This is a genomic window from Collinsella sp. MSK.8.10 (assembly GCF_019041915.1).
Classification (GTDB): Bacteria; Actinomycetota; Coriobacteriia; order Coriobacteriales; family Coriobacteriaceae; genus Collinsella.
This window is the reverse complement of the sequence record NZ_JAHPYF010000002.1, coordinates 181,366-195,926: the sequence shown is the minus strand read 5'-3', so window position 1 is coordinate 195,926 and position 14,561 is coordinate 181,366. Positions and strand designations below refer to the sequence as shown.

Genomic DNA, 14,561 nt, shown 5'->3' with positions numbered 1-14,561 from the left:
GGGATCAGCTCTCTGCCGAGTTGTGGTAGAACTAGGGAATGGTTTTGAGGAGGTTGGCATGCTCAATGCGATAGCGTGGGCGCTTGCCTGTTTTGGCGTTGTCGCTGCCGATATAGCCCTGAGCGTGGTTCTGCTTTCTGTTCTCAGTGCCGTGTCGGCGTTGACGGGCTATCCGATCGACAATCTCGATATCCAATGGTTCCAGGCTGCCGCTCAGACGGCGTCGTTTTTGATGGCGCTGCTGTGGTGGCGTTATCTGTGGCCGCGCTCGTTTATGGCGCGCCGGCAAGGCGAGCGCCCGCTCGGTGGGGGAGCAGGCGCGGCATGGAAGCGCATCGTCTGCGTTGTCGTGATCGGCCTGTCCATGCAGGTGGTCATTAGCTACCTATGCGACGGCGTGCTGTCGCTGCTGCCCGAGGTCGCGGCAGACTATAGCGAGCTCGTCGAGGAAACAGGCATGGGCGACACGAGCTATCTGGCCGTTCTGACCACGGTGATTGGCGCGCCATTTTGCGAAGAGCTCCTGGTGCGCGGCATCATCTTTGAGTTCTCACTGCGTGCGTTTAATCCACAGTGCCATCCGCTCTGGAAACGTCGGCGCCGCGTGAACGCGCAAGACGGCGCCATAGTGCCCTGGGCGGCCCCGAGTGCCTGGGGCGTTGCCGCGGCAATCGTACTGCAGGCGGCGGTCTTCGGCTTTATGCACATGAACTGGGTGCAGGGCTGCTATGCGGGCGCTGCCGGCCTCATTTTTGGCTGGGTGCTCGTGACGACCGGAAAGCTCCGCTACACGATCCTGTTGCACTTTGCCTTTAATGCCGGGTCGTATCTCATGGGGCTGCTGTGGTTTGTGAACACGCCGTTCGACGTGGCAATTACGGTCGCTATCGCCGGCGTCATCCTCGTTGAGGCAATGCGCTCGCTGCGCCACGCGTGTGGGATGGACGCAGCGAGCGCACCACTGCCCTAGTTGCGACGTCCGCCTCCGTTGGCGCCCTGCCGTCCCTGGGCCGCGCGATTGCGCCCTGCGGTGTTCTGCGCACGCGACATGCCGCCGTGGCCCTTGCTGCCCTTGGGCCCCTTGCCGGCGGCGCCACCGTGGGCCTTGCCGCCCTTCTTGCCGGTGCCGTGTCCGCCGCCGGCAGACGTCTCGCCCGGGCGCGGCGGCACGGGACGGATCAGGCAATGCTTGGTGTAGCCAATCAGGTCACGACGCCCGGCCTTCTCCAGCGCCTCGCGCACGAGCTTGTAGTTCTCGGGTTTGCGATACTGAATCAGCGCGCGCTGCATGGCCTTTTCGTGCGGGTCGCGCGCCACATAGATCGGCTCCATGGTGCGCGGGTCCACGCCGGTGTAGTACATGCAGGTCGACATGGTGGACGGGGTGGGGTAGAAGTCCTGCACCTGCTCGGGCATGTAGCCCATGTCGCGCACGGCCTCGGCAAGGTCCACGGCTTCCTTCATCGTCGAGCCGGGGTGGCTCGAGATCAGATACGGCACTACGTACTGCTTGAGTCCGTATTCGCGGTTCAAGCGCTCAAATTTACGGCAGAACGCATCGTAGACGGCTCGGCTCGGTTTGCCCATCACGGACAGCACCGCGTCGCTCACATGCTCGGGCGCTACGCGCAGCTGGCCCGAGACATGATGCTCCAGCAACTCGCGCAAAAACTCGTCCGAGGCATCGGCCATGGTGTAGTCAAAACGGATGCCGCTGCGGACGAAGACCTTCTTGACGCCCGGCAGCTGGCGCAGGTCGCGCAGCAGCTGCGTGTAGCCGCTCTCGTCGACCACCATGTTCTTGCACACGCTCGGCCATAGGCAGCGCTTGTTCTTGCACACGCCGTGTTTGAGCTGCTTGTCGCAGGCCGGTCGGCTAAAGTTGGCCGTCGGTCCACCCACGTCGTTGATGTAGCCCTTAAACTCGGGATCGCGCGTGAGCAGCTCGGCCTCGCGCATGATCGAGTCGTGGCTACGCATCTGCAACACGCGGCCCTGGTGGAAGGTGAGCGCGCAAAACGAGCACTCGCCAAAACAGCCGCGGTTGGAGCTAATGGAAAACTTGATCTCGGCAAAGGCCGGCACGCCGCCCACTGCGTCGTAGTCGGGATGCCAATCGCGTGCGTAGGGGAGTTCGGCCACCTCGTCCATCTCGTCGGTGGTGAGCGTCGCCGACGGCGGGTTCTGCACCACATAGACGCTGTTGGGGTAGGGCTCTACCAGACGATGCCCGGTGATGGGGTCCATGTTCTGCTGCTGTACGTTAAAGCTGCGCGCGTAATTGAGCTTGTCGGCGACAAGGTCGTCCCAGCTGGGCAGCAAGTCGTAGTCGTAGACCTCGTCGAGCGAGCTGGTGCGGTAGACGGTGCCGTTGATATAGGTGATCTGATCGACGGGCAGCCCCGCGTCGAGCGCGTCGGCTATCTCGACGATTGCGTGCTCGCCCATGCCGTAGATGAGGATGTCGGCGCCCGAGTCGAGCAGCACCGAGCGCTTGAGCTTGTCCTGCCAGTAGTCGTAGTGGGCCAGGCGGCGCAGGCTTGCCTCGATGCCGCCGATAATGATGGGAGCGTCCTTAAACGTCTGACGGATGAGATTGCCGTAGACCGTGACGGCACGGTTGGGGCGGTGACCTTCCTCGCCGCCGGGGGTATAGGCGTCGGTGTGGCGGCGGTGCTTGGTTACCGAATAGTGGTTGACCATGGAGTCCATGTTGCCGGCGCTGACGAGAAACCCCAGGCGCGGCTCGCCGAGCACAGTGATGCTGGCGGGGTCGGTCCAGTCGGGCTGGCAGATGATGCCCACTTTGTAGCCGTGCGCGTCGAGTACGCGGCTGATGATAGCCATGCCAAAGCTCGGATGGTCCACGTAGGCATCACCGCAGATATAGACGAAGTCGCACTGGTCCCAGCCGCGCGCATCCATGTCGGCGCGGCTGACGGGGAGGAACTTATCGCGGCCCGGGCGCCAGGGACGGGCGGGCGCTGTCGGGGTATGAGCGGCGTGGCCGCCCTGGGCTTTGCCGCCGCGCTTTTGCTGCTGGCCCTGTTTGCCCTGCTGACTGCGCTGGTTATTCTGAGCGTGCTGAGGCTTTTTTGCCACGATCCCTCCCGGTGTTTGTATGCTGCACGTAATTGTAACCAGTCTTTTTGGGACGGGGCTAAAAAGACTGGTGGAGTACATGGGCTGGCGGATCGGCGTGTCGATGCGGGTGCCGTTTGTTTCCAGACTGTGTATCCCCGTGTCGAAGGAGCCGTCTCGCGCGCACGCCATGTTGTCAATGGGTTACAGTATGAACGGCGGCTATGTTTCCGCCAACGCACGAGAGGGTCGTCAACAAGGAGGATGCACGACGATGCAGCGTGCCAAACAGATATCGGAGTCCATCGAACTGGGCATTATCCTGGCGCTCGCCGGCGGCTTTATGGATGTGTATTCGTACATTGGGCGCGACCATGTTTTCGCAAACGCGCAGACGGGCAACATCCTGCTTGTGGGCGTGAGCATCTCGGAGGGCAATTGGGCACTTGCGGGGCGCTACTTCTTCCCTGTGGTGTCGTTTGCCGTGGGCATTATGCTTGCCGACCTGGTACACGAACGGTTTGGCAGCGTGATTCACTGGCGCCAAGTGACGGTGTTCTTTGAAGCCGTCATCTTGCTGGGTGTGAGCTTTATCCCCGGTGGCGGTTACAACCTGCTCGCCAACTGCCTCACCTCGTTTGCCTGCGGCATGCAGGTCGAGAGCTTCCGCAAGATCCACGGTCACGGCATCGCTACGACCATGTGCATCGGCAACTTGCGCAACGCGCTGCAAAACGTGGACGATTACATCATCACCCACAGGCGCGGCTTTTTGGAAAACGGCCTGCTGTACTTTGGCGTGATCTTTACCTTTGTGTTTGGCGCCGTGTTGGGCAACTGGTGTATTGAGCGCATGGGCCTGCACGCCATCGTCGTGGCGAGCTTGCTGCTGTTTGTCGCGTTTGCCATCATGTTCATCGACCGCGAGCGCGACTTGCGCTTACGCTGGAAGGTTGCGGCCGAGGCTTGGAAAGAGGGCTGTCGAAAGTAACCGAATGCGGCAAAGGGGCTGTCCCTTTGCCGCAATATTTTTCATCATCTGTTGAAACGCTTTAACAAATTTGACGTTCTCACGTGCTTTTCGTTTCAAAAGCGTTAGGATGGGACTTATAGCGCGGGGCGTAATGGGTGCCCCGCACACGATGGGAGGCTATCAATGGCTAATCGTTTCGTTCTCAATACCATCTCTTATCATGGTTCCGGCGCCATCAAGGAGATTCCCGGTGAGCTCCAGCGTCGCGGCTACAAGAAGATCTTCGTCTGCTCCGACCCCGACCTGGTCAAGTTCGGCGTTACCGCTAAGGTGACCGACGAGCTCGACGCCGCCGGCATCGCTTGGAGCCTCTACTCCGAGATTAAGCCCAACCCCACCATCCAGAACGTCAAGGACGGCGTCGAGGCCTTCAAGGCCGCCGAGGCTGACGCTATCGTGACCATCGGTGGCGGCTCCTCCATGGACACCGCCAAGGCCATCGGCATCATCATCAACAACCCTGAGTTCGCCGATGTCCGCAGCCTCGAGGGCGTTGCTCCCACTAAGAACCACGCCGTGTTCACCATCGCTGTGCCGACGACCGCCGGTACCGCTGCCGAGGTGACCATCAACTACGTCATCACCGACCCCGAGAAGGTCCGCAAGTTCGTGTGCGTCGACACCAACGACGCCCCCGAGGTCGCCGTCGTCGACCCCGACATGATGGCTTCCATGCCCGCCGGCCTGACCGCCTCCACCGGCATGGACGCTCTGACCCACGCCATCGAGGGCTACACCACCAAGGGTGCTTGGGAGCTCTCTGACATGTTCCACTTTGAGGCTATTAAGCTGATCAGCGAGAACCTGCGTGACTCCGTCGCCGAGGCCAAGTCCGGTCAGCCCGGCTCCGGCCGCGAGGGCATGGCCCTTGGCCAGTATGTCGCCGGCATGGGCTTCTCCAACGTTGGCCTGGGCATCGACCACGCCATGGCTCACACCCTGTCTGCTCACTACGACACCCCGCACGGCGTCGCTTGCGCCATGCTGCTGCCGATCGCCATGGAGTTCAACAAGCCGGTTTGCGCCGAGCGCCTGGCCAAGGTTGCCGTCGCCATGGGTGTTGACACCACGGGCATGAGCACCGACGAGGCCGCCGACGCTGCCATCGCTGCCGTCAAGCAGCTCTCCGCCGACGTGAACATCCCGCACGTCTGCGAGGCCATGAAGGCCGACGAGATCGAGGTCTTGGCCAAGGACGCCATGGCCGACGCCTGCTTCCCGGGCAACCCGCGCGAGGCAACGCTCGACGACGTCATCGAGCTCTTCAAGAAGATCTGCCCGGCTGCCTAACCCAGTTTGGTGGTCCTTCGCCCGTAGGCGTATGGTCTTTTGACTTGCCGCTGGCCCCGCCGTGCTACGCACGGCGGGGCTTTTTGTGCTGCGTCAATGTCCTGAGACGGGCAAAACCAAGGCGTACTGCCCGCTACGGATAGGTGGTGCACTTTCCAGCGTGCATTTTTGGGAGTATTCAGCAAGCTCTTAAAAATGCATAACATTGTGAATGGGCCGAGTGGCCCGCAGGCGCCCATCGACAGCCATTGTGGGCGGGCTATCGATGAGTGGAGGGGGTTGTTACTGAGTTTCTGCTTTGCGACAACCTGCAACACTGTTGTAACCGCTTCATTTTGTCGTTCGTGATGGGGCCGTTGGGGCCCACGGTGCTGAATACTCCGTTTTTTGCACGGTCCAAGGTGGGGCACCCTGAGACGAAGCAAAAAGATGTCTCATTTCTATGCAAATACCGATAGGATTTATGCAAGATTGGGATTGTAAACCGTGCACGTGCACAAAACCGGTGCGGGGACGTCTGGAGGCGGCTCGGCTCCTGGGGCATTGCACGTGCAGAACGGTTAAAATCGGGACTCGGTCTTAGTTTTACTTGGAAGGATGCATATGACTTCTAATATTGATGCTTCTCTAGGGGAGACGCTCTCCTATATCGCAGGACAGCTTAAGACGCTGACTTCTATTGCTTCGCCTACCGGCTATACCCGTGCGGCGACTGATTATCTAATGGAGACCCTGCGCGATATGGGATTTGGCCCCGAGCGTTCCAATAAGGGTAACGTGCTCGTTGAGCTTGGTGGCGAGGGTGAGCCGCTCGTACTGGCGAGCCATGTCGATACCCTGGGCGCCATGGTGCGTTCCATTAAGGACAATGGTCGCCTGCGCCCCACGACGCTCGGCGGGCACCAGTGGTCTACGGCCGATGGAGAGAACTGCACCGTCTACACGCGCGACGGCAATGTCTACACGGGCGTGGTTCTTAACACCGAGCCTTCGGCGCATGTGGCCGATGAGCCGGTCAAGACCATCGAAGAGAACATGGAAATCCTGCTCGACGAGAATGTCGACAGCAAGGACGACGTGCTTGAGCTGGGCATTCAGACTGGTGACATCATCGCCATGGATCCGCGTACCACGGTGACGGAGAGCGGCTACATTAAGAGTCGCTTCTTGGACGACAAGCTGTCGGCGTCGATTCTGCTGGGCTTGGCGCGTGCCGTCGCCGCTGGCGAGGTGACGCTTTCGCGCAAGGTGTCGCTGCTCTTTACCGTGTACGAGGAGGTCGGCCACGGTGGTGCCTTTGTGCCGGCCGACACGCGCGAGATGATCAGCGTGGACATGGGTTGCGTGGGCGACGACCTAGGCTGCACCGAGCGCATGGTTTCGATCTGCGCCAAGGATTCGGGCGGTCCGTACAATTACGACCTGGTGACCACGCTATCCAATATCGCGCGCGAGCTCGAGCTTGATTACGCCATCGACGTGTACCCGCATTACGGCTCGGACGTTGAGGCCACGCTTTCTGCCGGCTACGACATCCGTCACGGTCTGATCGGTCCCGGCGTGTACGCGAGCCACAACTACGAGCGCAGCCACATCGACGGTGTGCGCAACACCTACGAGCTGGTTCGCGCCTACGTTCAGCGCTAGACGCATTTATAGCGCGTGGCAAGTTAAGAGCGTCCTAGCCGGTATAACGTTGCCGGCAGGGGCGCTCTTGTGCGTTGCGGTGAAATAGGGACTGTTTGGCGGTTTTAAACGCTTAAACAGTCCCTATTTCACCGCAACTTATGAAGGGGATGGGACTACTTGATAGCTGCCGTAACGGTGCCGCCGCCCAGGACGATGTCGCCGCGGTAGATAACGACTGCTTGGCCGGGGGCGATGGCTCGCTGCGGCTCGTCAAAAGTCAGCAGCATTTGCCCGTCTTCGCCGCGCGTAAGGGTCGCTGCCTGGTCTTTCTGACGGTAGCGGTACTTGGCACCTACGCGAATGCCACCGGACGTGAGCTCTGCCTCCATGCGATCGGCAGGGGTGCTCCAGATCCAGTCATTGGCCGTGAGCGCCGCGGCGGTCAGGTCCTCTGCCTCGCCCAGATGCACGGTGTTGTTGACGGCGTCGACGCCCGTTACGTACACGGGGTGCGCCATCGCGACGCCCAGGCCCTTGCGCTGGCCTATGGTATAGCGCAGCGCGCCGTTATGGCGTCCGACCACGCTGCCGTCGCGCCACACAATGTCGCCCGGTGCAGCGGGATGTCCGCAGCGGCGCTCGATATAGCCTGCGTAGTCGCCGTCCGCGATAAAGCAGATGTCCTCGCTCTCGGCCTTCTTGGCGTTGATGAAGCACTGCTCGGCGGCAATGCGGCGCACGTCGCGCTCTTTGTCCAGCCCGGCCAGCGGAAAGATCGTGCGCGACAGCCGCTCCTGCGTGAGCGAATACAAAAAGTAACTCTGGTCCTTTTTGGGGTCCTCGCCGCGATGCAGCTGCCAGGTGCCGTCGGGCGCCTGGCTCGTTTTGGCATAGTGGCCTGTGGCGATGTAGTCGCAGCCCATATCGAGTGCCGCATCGAGCAGCGCGCCAAACTTAATATGGCGGTTGCAGATGATGCACGGGTTGGGCGTCAGCCCCTCCTGGTAGGCGGTCACGAAGCGCTCGATAACATTGCGGTCGAAGGTCTGCTGTAGGTCGAGCACATGGTGGGGTATCCCCAGGCGCTCGGCGACGGCCTTTGCATCGGCGATGTCGCGATCGACCTTACTCATGCCCGTGACGGGATCGGGCGCGGGACAGGTGAGGCGCATGGTGGCGCCGACGCATTCGTAGCCCTGGCTTTTGAGCAGGTACGCAGTCACGCTGGAATCGACGCCGCCGCTCATGGCGACGAGCACGCGCTTGTTGTGCATGGGGAGGTTCTCCTTGGTGGCATGTGGCCAAAAAAGAAAAGCGGCGCGGGAGGCTGGTTCCGCGCCGCAGACATTGTAGCAAGTTCGGACGTCTCGTGGGACACCCTGATGGGATGGGCTCAGGCTACCGGGAGAGGGGAGACCGGTTCGCCCTGGGCTCAACCTATGGGCGACGGGCCCTAGCCCTGGAAGAGTGCCGTGGACAGGTAGCGCTCACCGGTATCGGCGAGCAGCGCCACGATGGTCTTGCCCTCGTTCTCGGGGCGCTTGGCCAGCTGTAGCGCGGCCCACACGGCGGCGCCGGACGAAATGCCCACGAGCACGCCCTCCTTGTGGCCCACGGCGCGGCCGGTGGCAAAGGCGTCCTCGTTCTCGACGGGGATGATCTCGTCGTAGACTCGGGTGTCGAGGACGTCGGGCACAAAGCCGGCGCCGATGCCCTGGATCTTGTGCGGGCCGGCCTGGCCCTTGGAGAGCACCGGGGAGGTGGCGGGCTCGACGGCGACGACCTGAATCTCGGGGTTCTGCTCCTTGAGGAACTCGCCCACGCCGGTCACGGTACCGCCGGTGCCGACGCCGGCGACGAAGATGTCGACCTTGCCGTCGGTGTCATCCCAGATCTCGGGGCCGGTCGTGGCTTTGTGGATGGCGGGGTTGGCGGGGTTCACAAACTGGCCGGCGATAATGCTGTTGGGGGTCTCCTTCTGCAGCTCCTCAGCCTTGGCGATGGCGCCCTTCATGCCCTTGGAGCCGTCGGTGAGCACGAGCTGTGCGCCGTATGCCTGCATAAGCTTGCGGCGCTCGACGGACATAGTCTCGGGCATGGTGATGATCACCTTGTAGCCGCGGGCGGCCGCCACCGAGGCGATGCCGACGCCGGTGTTGCCGCTCGTGGGCTCGATGATGGTGTAGTCGCCGCCGCGCACGAGCTTGCCTGCCTTCTCGGCCTCGTCAATCATGTTCTTGGCGACGCGGTCTTTAACTGACCCGGCGGGGTTGAAGTATTCGAGTTTGACGAGCACACGAGCCTTGAGGTCCTCGTCGGCCTCAAAATGAGTGAGCTCCAGGAGCGGGGTGTGGCCGATAAGCTGATCGATGGACGTGTAAACCTTGCTCATGGTGAACCTCCAAAGTGTTCAAGTTGCTGGTTGCCGTGTGGTTTCACGGTGCGTGTAGCAGCTAAACCCATAAACCTTATAGGTTGTTCGTTTAGCTGTTGGGAAGCATACTAGACACTAAAGCCTAGTAATGCAATAGGAAATAGAAGATTATTACGAGCTGATTAACCATCTTGACCGGAACGGGTATTTTCAAAACCAATTTTTCGGCTAGAATTTCTACGGACTAAATGACCGAAAGGCAGCACTATACATGTTGGTTTCTACAAAGGGCAGATATGCCCTGCGCGTTATGGTCGATCTGGCCGAGCACCAGGCGGCCGGTCGCATCCCGCTCAAAGAGATCGCGGCGCGACAGGGGATTTCCGAGAAATATCTCGAGAACATCTTGGCTACGCTCGTGCGCGCCAACATGCTTTCGGGCATGCGCGGCAAGGGCGGCGGCTACGTGCTCACGCGCCCGCCCGAGCAGTACACGGTGGGCGAGATCCTGCGCCTGACCGAGGGCAGTCTGGCACCGGTTGCATGCCTGGATGGCGACTGCAAGGGCTGCTCACGCTCGGATGAGTGCCCCACGCTCGACGTGTGGAAGAACCTGGACAAGCTCATCAACGACTACCTCGACGGTGTGACACTCGATCAACTTGTCGCTCCCAACCATGGCTACGACTACGTCATCTAACCCACACCTGCCATTTGGGGACGGGGTAGAAATGGTAGATTCTCTCGCCCTTTGAGACTTGACAAATAAGAAGGCCGCCCATTTTTGCGATGGGCGGCCTTCGTTTTGGGCTGTTGAGACGGGCACGGCCGGAATGGCCGTTTTAGTCCTCGGCGATGCTGTCGAGGATGCTGCGCGTGATGGATACCAGGATACTGCCCATAAAGGCCGATCCAAAGCTGGCGATGGAGATGCCCGCGCCCAGCAGATTGACCGACAGGTAGCTGGCCAGCTCGAGCATAAAGCTGTTGACTACGAGCTGAAAAACACCAAGCGTAATAATAGTGAGCGGCAGTGAGATGACGGTCAGGAACGGTTTGACGAACGAATCGACAATGTTCAGGAACAGTCCCACAAAGGCAAAGCAGACCCAGGTCTCGGCAAAGCCGAAGGGTTGGATACCGGGGACGAGGAACGTGGCGATCGCGATGGCGATCGAGGTGAAGAGCCAGTTAAGCATAAAGCGCATGGCGTGAATCCTTTCTTGCGCCGGGATTGCTGGCGTCGCGTGAAGCGGCTTACGGCGGCGACCTGGATGGTTGCGCGGGCGCGCCGCGGTGTTTGGGCGCCCATTGTCTCAAATATTCGTGGAGCTTACGTGCGCATATGGTTTCTAAACGGCGTTCGTCCTGAAAAACGCGCCGCTGGAAGAGAGTCTTGTCGCTTTAGTTTGGTGGTGTGCTACACTGCTACGGGCAAAAGCCACAGGCGTTGCCCTATTGCATAGAACGGGTGAACGATGCCCGATGTCAGTATCAACTTCGATGCCTTTTGGCGGGTTTGGCGGTGATCGATGAATATCGAGAACATGTTTGACAAGCCTGATGTCAAGCAGCTGGTCCACGCATTTAGCCTTTTGGACGACGAGAAGGATATCCAAGCGTTTTTGACCGATATCTGCACGCCGCGCGAGATTTGCGACCTTTCTCAGCGTTTGCAGGTTGCGCGCTATTTGGACGAGGGCGAGCCTTATGTTGAGGTTCAGGCCCGTACCGGCGCTTCGTCCACCACGGTGAGCCGCGTTTCAAAGGCGCTGAACGGCGAGTACGGTGGCTACCGCAAGATCCTCATTAAGTTGGAGGATGGCGAGTAGGCCAGCGACAACATTGAATTACGAAGAACCGTCCCTCCGGGGGCGGTTTTTTGATCCCTTGGGGACGGAGGAAAACGGATCACCGGGTTAGACTGACCCCCACTGTGATCCATTTTCCTCCGTCCCCAAGGGATCAAATCTGTTGGCGTGGGGCAAATCTGTCCGCGTGGGCGGGTAGGATGGATGCATTGATTATTGCGAACAGTTTGAGCGGAGGACCATGCCTGTTCGAATCTATACCACCAATGCCGGCACGGATTTGAGCGATGCCGAGTCGGCGCTGCTTGCCGACCTTATTGCCCGTCACGGGCGTGCCGTGTTGCTGGCACCAACGTTTGCCGAGCTCGACCTGTGCCGTCATGATGCGGCGGAAGCCGGCGTTTCGCTGGGTATCGACTACAAGACGCCCACATCGTGGCTTCGCTCGCTTTGGGAGCTTTTGGGCGACGGGCGCGGTTTCGTCGACAACCTGCAGCGCCAGATGCTGTTTTCGGACATGGTCACGCGCCTCGATGATGCCGACCTGCAGCCGCTTTCGCGCAGCCAGGGCACGGTGCGCATGCTCGCGCGCATGGCCCGCGATGTGCTGCCGGGCGTAGCGGGGACGGGTGCCGAGCGCTGCTGCGGCGACGTTTGCCGTCCCGATCCCAAGAGCGACGCCGAGGCTCGCGTATTCGAGCTTTTGCGTGCCTACGCGGGCGGTTTGGACCGTCGAGATATGGTCGAGCCCTGCGAGGCAGCCGACATTATGGCCGGTGCCCTGGCCGATAGCCTGCCGGCGTGCGCCCGCGCCGTATGCGTGCGCGGTATCACGTCGTTTACGCACGGTCTGCTCGAGCTGCTGTCTGCCGTGGCGAACAATGGGGGAGAGGTCGTCGTGCTACTTGACCGCGAGCAGGCGGCGATGCGCGAGGAGCTTGCCACGGCATTTGATGCCCGCGGTGTGCTGTTTGAGATTGCGCCGCTGGGGGAGGACGCCGTCGCGTCTGATGTCGCTTGCGGGGCCGCCGCTCAGCCTGCCTTTATTGAGGTCGCCGGCCCCCATGCCCGTGCTCATGTCTATGCGGACGCCATCGATAAGTTGGTGAAAGCGCACAAGGAGTCCAAGGCCGATAAAGCTACTGCAACGCCCGCCGACCCTGTGCGCGTGCTCGTTGTTTCTGCTCGGGCATCCCAGCTGTTCGGTGAGCTCGCCTCTCGTCTGGCGGCGCGTCACATTGCGTCCGAGACGACCGAGTTCACGGCGTTTTCCCAGTCCATCGCGGGCAGGCAGTTTACGGCGCTCGCCAACCTGATCGAGCGTATGAAAGCCGCCGACGAGGGCACCGCTTCCAAGACCGAGTGGTGGCCCGCTCCAGAGCTTACCGACTGGATTTATAGCCCGCTTTCGGGTACTGACGCCGCGAGCGCCCGCGGCTTCGACAAGAACATGCGCCTGTCGCGCAGCAAGACCACTGCGGGCGTCAAGAGCCTGCTGCAGAGCGTGCAGGGCCAGGTGAGGGGCGCCCGCAAGGCCGCCAGCGAAGAAAACTGGTTTAAGAACGTGCCATGCGTGGTCTCGGACGTGTTTCAGGCGCTGTGGCGCGACAAACCCGTGACGGCGCTCAAGGCCATGCTCGCCGTTGCAGAGGCGCTGCCCGATCGCGCTCTAGGCGGTCTTGACGGCCAGGCCCGTCGCCAGGCGGAGACGGCTTTGCTGCGCCATGCCATCGACATCCTTATGAATGATGCTCGCGCGCTCGACGTGTCGCAGGCCGCGACCGTGCCGGTTCTCGACGGCGTTCGAACCAAGGTGGACAAGCGCAGTACCGCTTACGATTACGCGACCTACGAGGTCGATCGCACGCCACGGGCACAAGTGCGCTTCGTGTCGCTTGCCGATGCGTCGGTTTTGCGTCCTGGCGGCTACGATGCCGTGCTGTTTGCCGATGTCGACCTGGACAGCTATCCGCTTTCGCACGAAGAGGGCCCGCTTGCCACATTGACGGCCGAGCTGCGCCGCGACGGCGTGTCTTTGGAGCCCGCCGCCCTGTTGCGCGTGCGCTTTGGCCGTGCGATGCAGGCGGCGAGCGGTCCGGTCGCGCTCGCCCGCGTGACGCACGATCGCCAGGCGCGCGAGTGCTACCCGGCAGCCGTATGGACCGAGCTGCGGGCACATGCCGAGGCCGCTGGCGCTGCCAAGCCCACGCGCGTGGGCGAGGGCGATATCATCGCCGACTTTGATCCCGCTGCAGGCGAAGGTTTTAGGCGCGAGCGCGTGACCTGCGAAGCTCCTCAGCATCTGAGCGATGAAGCCATTCCGTATCTGGTCCTGCGCCGTCGCGATGGCGAGGGCGAGGACGCGCCGCTCGTGCCGCGTCTGACGTCCGCCTCGCAGATCGAGGCCTATTCTACCTGCCCACTGTGCTGGTTCGTTTCGTATCGCGTCAAGCCCCAGTCTATCGACGCGGGCTTTGGCAACATGGAGAAGGGCAACTTTGTCCACGACGTGCTGGAGCATCTGCATGCCCGTCTGCCCCAAGAGGGCATGGAGCGCGTGACGCCCGAGAACCTGCCGCGCGCACAGGAGCTGCTGCGCGAGGTCTTTGACGAGACCTTGGCCGAGCACGCCGGCAAGCGCGGTGCCGAGGGTCCGCTCGTGCCGCTCTCTCCGGTAGAGGAACGTCAGGTGGCCGAGATTCTGCCGCAGCTGGAAGGCGTGCTCGCCTACGAGTCCGAGGCACTTGCCCCCTTTGCGCCACGCTACCTTGAGTTCGCCTTTAATGAGCTTAAGGTCGAGTATGCCGGTTGGCCGCTCGGCGGGCGCATCGACCGCGTGGATGTGGACGCCGAGAACCGCGCCGTGGTAATCGACTACAAGCATCGTTCGGGCGTTGAGGAGTTTAAGCTTGCCGACCCCACGGTGCGTGACGAGGAGACGGGCGAGGCTCCCATCGACGACCCGCGCTGGCTGCCGCCCCATACCCAAACGCTCATCTACGCGCAGGCCATGCGTCGGGCACTGGGCTTGGATACCCGTGCAGCGCTCTATTTTTCGACCAAGGGCGGCAAGCCCGCGCTGCGCGGTGCGGCGAGCGCCGAGTTGCTCGAGGAAGAGCGCGGTGACGGTCGCATCCCGGGCCTCAAGAAGGGCTTCCCGGGCGAGGGCGGCAGCATGGACTTCGATGCCCTGCTCGATCGCGTGGAGGCCGGCATCGCCGAGCGCCTGCGCGAGCTCGAGGCGGGCAACGTTGCCGCCGTCGACCCGGCGTCGGCTCAGGCCGCGCATGCGCGCTGCTCGTATAACCACGAAGGAACGTTTGTAAGGAGGGACGTGTAGACC

Annotated in this window: 11 protein-coding genes; 7 read left to right on the top strand and 4 right to left on the bottom strand. The window is 61.7% G+C overall.

Annotated features, from left to right (window positions below; genetic code table 11):
• Window positions 1-58 precede the first annotated feature (58 nt).
• Window positions 59-970, top strand: a complete 912-nt coding sequence (locus tag KTF55_RS03900) for a CPBP family intramembrane glutamic endopeptidase (protein WP_217108008.1) — start codon at window positions 59-61, stop codon at window positions 968-970.
• Here KTF55_RS03900 and KTF55_RS03895 read toward each other — a convergent pair.
• Window positions 967-3,102 carry a YgiQ family radical SAM protein gene (locus KTF55_RS03895; protein WP_226790539.1) on the bottom strand — a complete coding sequence of 712 codons (2,136 nt, stop codon included), beginning with the start codon at window positions 3,100-3,102 and terminating at the stop codon, window positions 967-969. The genes KTF55_RS03900 and KTF55_RS03895 overlap by 4 nt on opposite strands.
• Window positions 3,103-3,355: 253 nt before the next feature.
• Here KTF55_RS03895 and KTF55_RS03890 point away from each other — a divergent pair, with 253 nt between their 5' ends.
• The 3 genes from KTF55_RS03890 to KTF55_RS03880 all read left to right on the top strand — a co-directional run bounded on the left by KTF55_RS03890 (window position 3,356) and on the right by KTF55_RS03880 (window position 7,051).
• Window positions 3,356-4,072, top strand: a complete 717-nt coding sequence (locus KTF55_RS03890; protein WP_118377270.1) for a YoaK family protein — start codon at window positions 3,356-3,358, stop codon at window positions 4,070-4,072.
• A 165-nt stretch (window positions 4,073-4,237) separates the two neighbouring features.
• A complete protein-coding gene (gene fucO / locus KTF55_RS03885) occupies window positions 4,238-5,404 on the top strand; it encodes a lactaldehyde reductase (RefSeq protein WP_022094861.1) in 1,167 nt (388 codons plus the stop codon).
• A 603-nt stretch (window positions 5,405-6,007) separates the two neighbouring features.
• Window positions 6,008-7,051, top strand: coding sequence for a M42 family metallopeptidase (locus tag KTF55_RS03880; RefSeq protein ID WP_217108006.1), 1,044 nt, complete (start codon window positions 6,008-6,010; stop codon window positions 7,049-7,051).
• Window positions 7,052-7,206: 155 nt separating this feature from the next.
• Here the strand turns inward: KTF55_RS03880 and mnmA are convergent, their stop codons facing one another.
• Window positions 7,207-8,469, bottom strand: coding sequence for a tRNA 2-thiouridine(34) synthase MnmA (gene mnmA / locus KTF55_RS03875; protein WP_226790536.1), 1,263 nt, complete (start codon window positions 8,467-8,469; stop codon window positions 7,207-7,209).
• 17 nt (window positions 8,470-8,486) lie between these two features.
• On the bottom strand, window positions 8,487-9,425 hold the full coding sequence (gene cysK / locus KTF55_RS03870) for a cysteine synthase A (protein ID WP_217108004.1): 939 nt from the start codon (window positions 9,423-9,425) through the stop codon (window positions 8,487-8,489).
• 253 nt (window positions 9,426-9,678) lie between these two features.
• Here cysK and KTF55_RS03865 point away from each other — a divergent pair, with 253 nt between their 5' ends.
• Window positions 9,679-10,107, top strand: a complete 429-nt coding sequence (locus KTF55_RS03865) for an Rrf2 family transcriptional regulator (RefSeq protein WP_022094857.1) — start codon at window positions 9,679-9,681, stop codon at window positions 10,105-10,107.
• A 142-nt stretch (window positions 10,108-10,249) separates the two neighbouring features.
• Here the strand turns inward: KTF55_RS03865 and KTF55_RS03860 are convergent, their stop codons facing one another.
• Window positions 10,250-10,615 (bottom strand): phage holin family protein, encoded by a 366-nt coding sequence (locus KTF55_RS03860; RefSeq protein ID WP_196032327.1) that lies wholly within the window; start codon window positions 10,613-10,615, stop codon window positions 10,250-10,252.
• Between the two features lie 324 nt (window positions 10,616-10,939).
• On the opposite strand from KTF55_RS03860, the gene KTF55_RS03855 reads away from it, so the two are divergent.
• Window positions 10,940-11,239 (top strand): YerC/YecD family TrpR-related protein, encoded by a 300-nt coding sequence (locus KTF55_RS03855; RefSeq protein WP_022094855.1) that lies wholly within the window; start codon window positions 10,940-10,942, stop codon window positions 11,237-11,239.
• Window positions 11,240-11,459: 220 nt separating this feature from the next.
• Window positions 11,460-14,558, top strand: coding sequence for a PD-(D/E)XK nuclease family protein (locus KTF55_RS03850; protein WP_217108003.1), 3,099 nt, complete (start codon window positions 11,460-11,462; stop codon window positions 14,556-14,558).
• Window positions 14,559-14,561 lie beyond the last annotated feature (3 nt).

Bases quoted from the DNA above. Each gene is read 5' to 3' on its own strand.
- KTF55_RS03900 (WP_217108008.1), top strand. From the start codon at position 59: ATGCTCAATGCGATAGCGTGGGCGCTTGCCTGTTTTGGCGTTGTCGCT.
- KTF55_RS03890 (WP_118377270.1), top strand. From the start codon at position 3,356: ATGCAGCGTGCCAAACAGATATCGGAGTCCATCGAACTGGGCATTATC.
- fucO (WP_022094861.1), top strand. From the start codon at position 4,238: ATGGCTAATCGTTTCGTTCTCAATACCATCTCTTATCATGGTTCCGGC.
- KTF55_RS03880 (WP_217108006.1), top strand. From the start codon at position 6,008: ATGACTTCTAATATTGATGCTTCTCTAGGGGAGACGCTCTCCTATATC.
- cysK (WP_217108004.1), bottom strand. From the start codon at position 9,425: ATGAGCAAGGTTTACACGTCCATCGATCAGCTTATCGGCCACACCCCG.
- KTF55_RS03865 (WP_022094857.1), top strand. From the start codon at position 9,679: ATGTTGGTTTCTACAAAGGGCAGATATGCCCTGCGCGTTATGGTCGAT.
- KTF55_RS03860 (WP_196032327.1), bottom strand. From the start codon at position 10,615: ATGCGCTTTATGCTTAACTGGCTCTTCACCTCGATCGCCATCGCGATC.
- KTF55_RS03855 (WP_022094855.1), top strand. From the start codon at position 10,940: ATGAATATCGAGAACATGTTTGACAAGCCTGATGTCAAGCAGCTGGTC.
- KTF55_RS03850 (WP_217108003.1), top strand. From the start codon at position 11,460: ATGCCTGTTCGAATCTATACCACCAATGCCGGCACGGATTTGAGCGAT.